Here is a 3,918-nt window from a genome sequence, read left to right on the forward strand (position 1 = left end):
CGACCGCAGGTGGCTTGGTAGCCTTCCCCACTCCCATCCCGGTAGACGGCTTTCCTCTGCACCTGGCTTGGCATCGCCGCCGTGCCAAGGACCTCGCTCTGCGTCATGTTGCAGCAATGCTGGCTGCGTTGCTGAGGTAATTTTCGATAGCTCCCAAACGGAACAACCGAAAGATGCTGCGGCTGCTTGAATGACCGCAATGGGCTTAAGCTGTGTGGAAACTCCAGCGCATGCCGGCATCCAAGGGCATTGGACGCGAAGACCTGGCTTGCGTTTAGCGAAGTGCAGAGAGACCACTATGAGCGGCGCTTTTCACGCCTTCAGAGCGTTCTTCAACCCGTGGATCCCGATCAGCGCGACCATTCGCTTGATGGTATCCGTCCGGCGTGACTGCCGTTGATTTTCAGGCTTTCTGCCAGTTCCAGGGCAGGAGTTCGTCGATGCGATTGATCTTGTGATCGGCGATGTGGGTAAGCACCCAGGTCAGCCATGCCTCGGGGTCGACACCGTTCATCCGGCAGGTTTCGATGAGCGTGTAGGCAATGGCTGCGGCCTTGCCGCCGCCTTCTGAACCCATGAAGAGATAGTTTTTTCTTCCGAGAGTCACGGGCCTGATCGACCGCTCGCAAATGTTGTTATCCAGCTCCAGCTGGCCGTTTTCGAGATAGGCACGGGCTTTTGGCATGCGGCCAAGCGCGTAACGAATGGCTTCCGCCAGCTTGGTCTTGCCCGATATTTTCGGCAGTTGCAGCGCCAGCCAGGTTTCCAGCTCATCAAAGAGGGGCTTTGCCCGCGCCTGTCTCAGAGTGACGCGCTCTTCTGGCGTCTTGTATCGCGCTTCCTTTTCGACGGCATAGAGCCGGGCAATCCGTTCGATGGTTTCCCTGGCAATGGCCGATCCCTCGCGTTCATAGGCATCCACGAACTTGCGGCGGACGTGGACCATGCAGGCCTGCTCGCTGGCCAGGCCTGGGCCGAACAGTCCGTTGAAGCCGGTGAACCCGTCTGCATGCACGATGCCCGTGTAGCCCTTGATGTGGGTCGCGGGGTGGGCACCCTTGCGGTCCGTGCTGAACTGATACCAGGCACAGGGAGGCGTCTGCCCGCACCAGGGCCGTTCGTCGCGAACATAGCTCCACAGCCGTGCGGTGTGGGCCTTTCCGGTCTTGCCCGACCTCTGCATCTTGACCGGCGTGTCATCGGCAAACAAAGCCGGACCTGCGCGCACCAGCTTGCCGATGTGATCGGCCAGCGGCTCAAGCAAGGCGGTCGAGCGGCCGACCCAGTCGGTCAGCGTCGAACGATGCAGATCGATCTTCTCGCGGGCGTAGATCTCGGACTGCCTGTAGAGCGGAAGATGGTCGCAATACTTGCCAACCAGCACATGCGCCAGCAGACCGGGACCCGCACGACCCCTGTTGATGGGACGGCTCGGCAACGGGGCTTGCGCAAAGCGCTCACAACAGGAGCAGGCCGTGCGCGGGCGAATGATCTCGCGGACGACAAAGCGCCCGGGAATGTATTCAAGCTCCTGTGTCACGTCCTGGCCAAGCACGCGCAGGGCTCCACCGCATGAGGCGCATGCCTCACCTGGCGACAGCAGTTCGGCGTGTCGTTCCAGATGATCGGGCAACGGCGCTCGACTGTGCTGGCGTTTCCGCCGCTTGTCGCCGTCGGCCCCTTCATCCTGGGCGGTTTCATCCTGCTGGGCCAAAGCCGCTGCCGCGATCTCCTTGTCCTCCTGCAGGTCAAAGGCCAGTTGCTGGAGGCTTTCGGATTTCGACCCGAAACGCGCTTTGCGATGGCCCGCGAGCTGTCCCTGCAGATCTTCGATCTTCAGCGTCAGCGCCTTGATTTCCTCGCCCATCAGCGTGACCAAGCCCTTCAGGTCTTGGGGGTCGTCAGGAAGGGGATCAAGGCTTTCCAACATGCCAAAATCATACCCGGCATATCGCCCCAAAGAAACGATAAACCTCTGTAATGGCGTGTATTGATAGCCTATCCGGTCTGCATGGGGCGCCATGTCTTTTGGGGCATTCGCCAGTCGATCCCTTCCACGAGCATGGAGAGCTGAGCGGGGCTGAGACTGACTTTCCCTTCCTTGGCGGCAGGCCAAACGAAGCGTCCACGCTCGAGGCGCTTCAGAAAGAGACATCCGCCCTGCGAATCCCACCAAATGATCTTCAAAAGATCGCCCCGGCGCCCGCGAAATACGAACAGATGACCGGAATAGGGATCCTCCTCCAAAACCTTCTCGGCCTGCGCCGCCAGGGTGTTGAACCCCCGCCGCATGTCCGTGACGCCGGCCGCCAACCAGATGCGCGTGTTGCTCGGCACCGGGATCATGACAGCAGCCCCTGAACCAGCCCCAGAACCGCCGCCAGGCTCGTCGGGCCTTCCACAAGGATCCGCCGGCCGTCGGAAAGTGTAATGTCGACGCGCTGCGCGAGCGGCTGAGCATCCGCCGATCGGTGTGTCCCAGCGACACCATTCGTCGGATGTGAGGCGGTGGCCGAAGCGGAGATTTCCACCGGCAGGAAGAGAGTGCCATCCTCGACAGCGTTACAGGACTTGGAGCCCGCGGGAGAAAAACGCGGGTCCCGCAGCCAGGTGAAAAGCAGGTTCGAGTTCATCGAATAACGCCGCGCCACCTGTGCAACGGATACGCCGGACGCCCGTGTCTGCATGCAGATCGAGCGTTTCTCCTCATCAGACCAGAACCGCTTCTTCTGCCCCTTCGTGCCCGCCATCGAGTGCCTCAAGATGTCCACTATTGATCATGGACATTATCAGCCGCCGGCTTTCACCGTCAGGGCAGGCACACCGGACGGATACGCTTGATGTTGTAGGCGAGGACGTTCAGCGCGATCTCCGTTTTCACGTTCCTCAGCCGTCGGGTCAGAAAGTGGGACGTGCCCATCCACGCCTTGATGGTGCCAAACGGGTGCTCGACCGTGCCTCGGCGGATTGTCATCGGTTCGGTCGGCCCGATCAGCCTCGCCCGCGCCGCCTCGACCAGATGCTCGTGCGCCCACCGCGTGATCCGGCGCTCCTTGCCGGTCGTGCATCGCGACTTCATCAGGCACGTGCCGCACTCGCGGGTCCAGTAGCGACGGAGTTCCAAGCCGTCTTCCTCGGTTGTGTAGCGATACGGTAGTGCTTCCCCTGCGGGACAATGATAGATATCCGCATCGGCCTCATAGGCGAAGTCCGCCTTCTCATACATGCCCTTGAGGCGGTTGCCCGACGTCTCGGGGCGCGGGATTGTCGTGGTGATGCCAGCCTCATGGCAGGCAGGATCTGCCGCCCGCTGAAGTAGCCCTTGTCGGCCAGCACATGCATCTCGTCGCGACGGAGCGCATCCTTGGCCGCCCTGGCCATCGGCACCAGAAGATCACGGTCATGACCCTGGTTGGTGACTTCATGCGCGACGATCAGGTGGGTTTCGGTGTCGACGGCGGTCTGGACATTGTAGCCGACCATTCCGCTGTTCCGGGCGCTGGTCGCCATGGCGCGGGCATCGGGGTCCGTCAGCGATATCTGCCCATCCGGCGCATCGGCCAAGGCCCGGCCCATGGCTTGCAGGTGTTGGATATGCTGCCGGACACGCCCGTAACGCTTGGCCAGATGCGCGACCTTCTCGGCCCGAACCTCGCCCTCCTCCTGTCGATCGACCCGCACCATCTCCGCGATGTAGCGCTCGACGTCCGCCTCCAGGTGGGCGATGCGGCTGGCGATCTTGCCCTTGGTAAAGTTGCGATCCCGGCTGTTGACGGCCCGGAACTTGCTCCCGTCGATGGCAACGCAGGAGCCCTTCAGCACGCCGAGCCGGCGGCACAGCTCCACAAACTGAGCGCAGCTGCGGCGGATGCCAGGGCCGTTGTCGCGTCGGAAGTCGGCGATGGTCTTGTGATCCGG

3 protein-coding genes and 1 pseudogene are annotated in these 3,918 nt (G+C 62.0%); all 4 read right to left on the bottom strand.

Annotation, left to right across the window (positions count from 1 at the left end; genetic code table 11):
* Positions 1-403: 403 nt before the first annotated feature.
* The gene (tnpC, locus tag ACLHHB_RS07430; RefSeq protein ID WP_410217639.1) at positions 404-2,023 is read right to left on the bottom strand and encodes an IS66 family transposase; all 1,620 of its coding nucleotides are present in this window, start codon (positions 2,021-2,023) and stop codon (positions 404-406) included.
* Positions 1,999-2,346 carry an IS66 family insertion sequence element accessory protein TnpB gene (gene tnpB / locus ACLHHB_RS07435; protein ID WP_410217640.1) on the bottom strand — a complete coding sequence of 116 codons (348 nt, stop codon included), beginning with the start codon at positions 2,344-2,346 and terminating at the stop codon, positions 1,999-2,001. Before tnpB ends, tnpC begins: the two co-directional genes overlap by 25 nt.
* A complete protein-coding gene (gene tnpA / locus ACLHHB_RS07440; protein WP_410217641.1) occupies positions 2,343-2,750 on the bottom strand; it encodes an IS66-like element accessory protein TnpA in 408 nt (135 codons plus the stop codon). Before tnpA ends, tnpB begins: the two co-directional genes overlap by 4 nt.
* A 59-nt stretch (positions 2,751-2,809) precedes the next feature.
* Positions 2,810-3,918: pseudogene (locus tag ACLHHB_RS07445) on the bottom strand (IS1182 family transposase); the annotation flags it as partial.

It is taken from the genome of Paracoccus sp. (in: a-proteobacteria) (assembly GCF_046462195.1).
In the GTDB taxonomy this organism is placed as follows: domain Bacteria; phylum Pseudomonadota; class Alphaproteobacteria; order Rhodobacterales; family Rhodobacteraceae; genus Paracoccus.

What these genes read in the sequence shown, in the direction of transcription:
- tnpC (WP_410217639.1), bottom strand. Translation starts at nt 2,023, where the DNA reads ATGGCGCCCCATGCAGACCGGATAGGCTATCAATACACGCCATTACAG.
- tnpB (WP_410217640.1), bottom strand. Translation starts at nt 2,346, where the DNA reads ATGATCCCGGTGCCGAGCAACACGCGCATCTGGTTGGCGGCCGGCGTC.
- tnpA (WP_410217641.1), bottom strand. Translation starts at nt 2,750, where the DNA reads ATGGCGGGCACGAAGGGGCAGAAGAAGCGGTTCTGGTCTGATGAGGAG.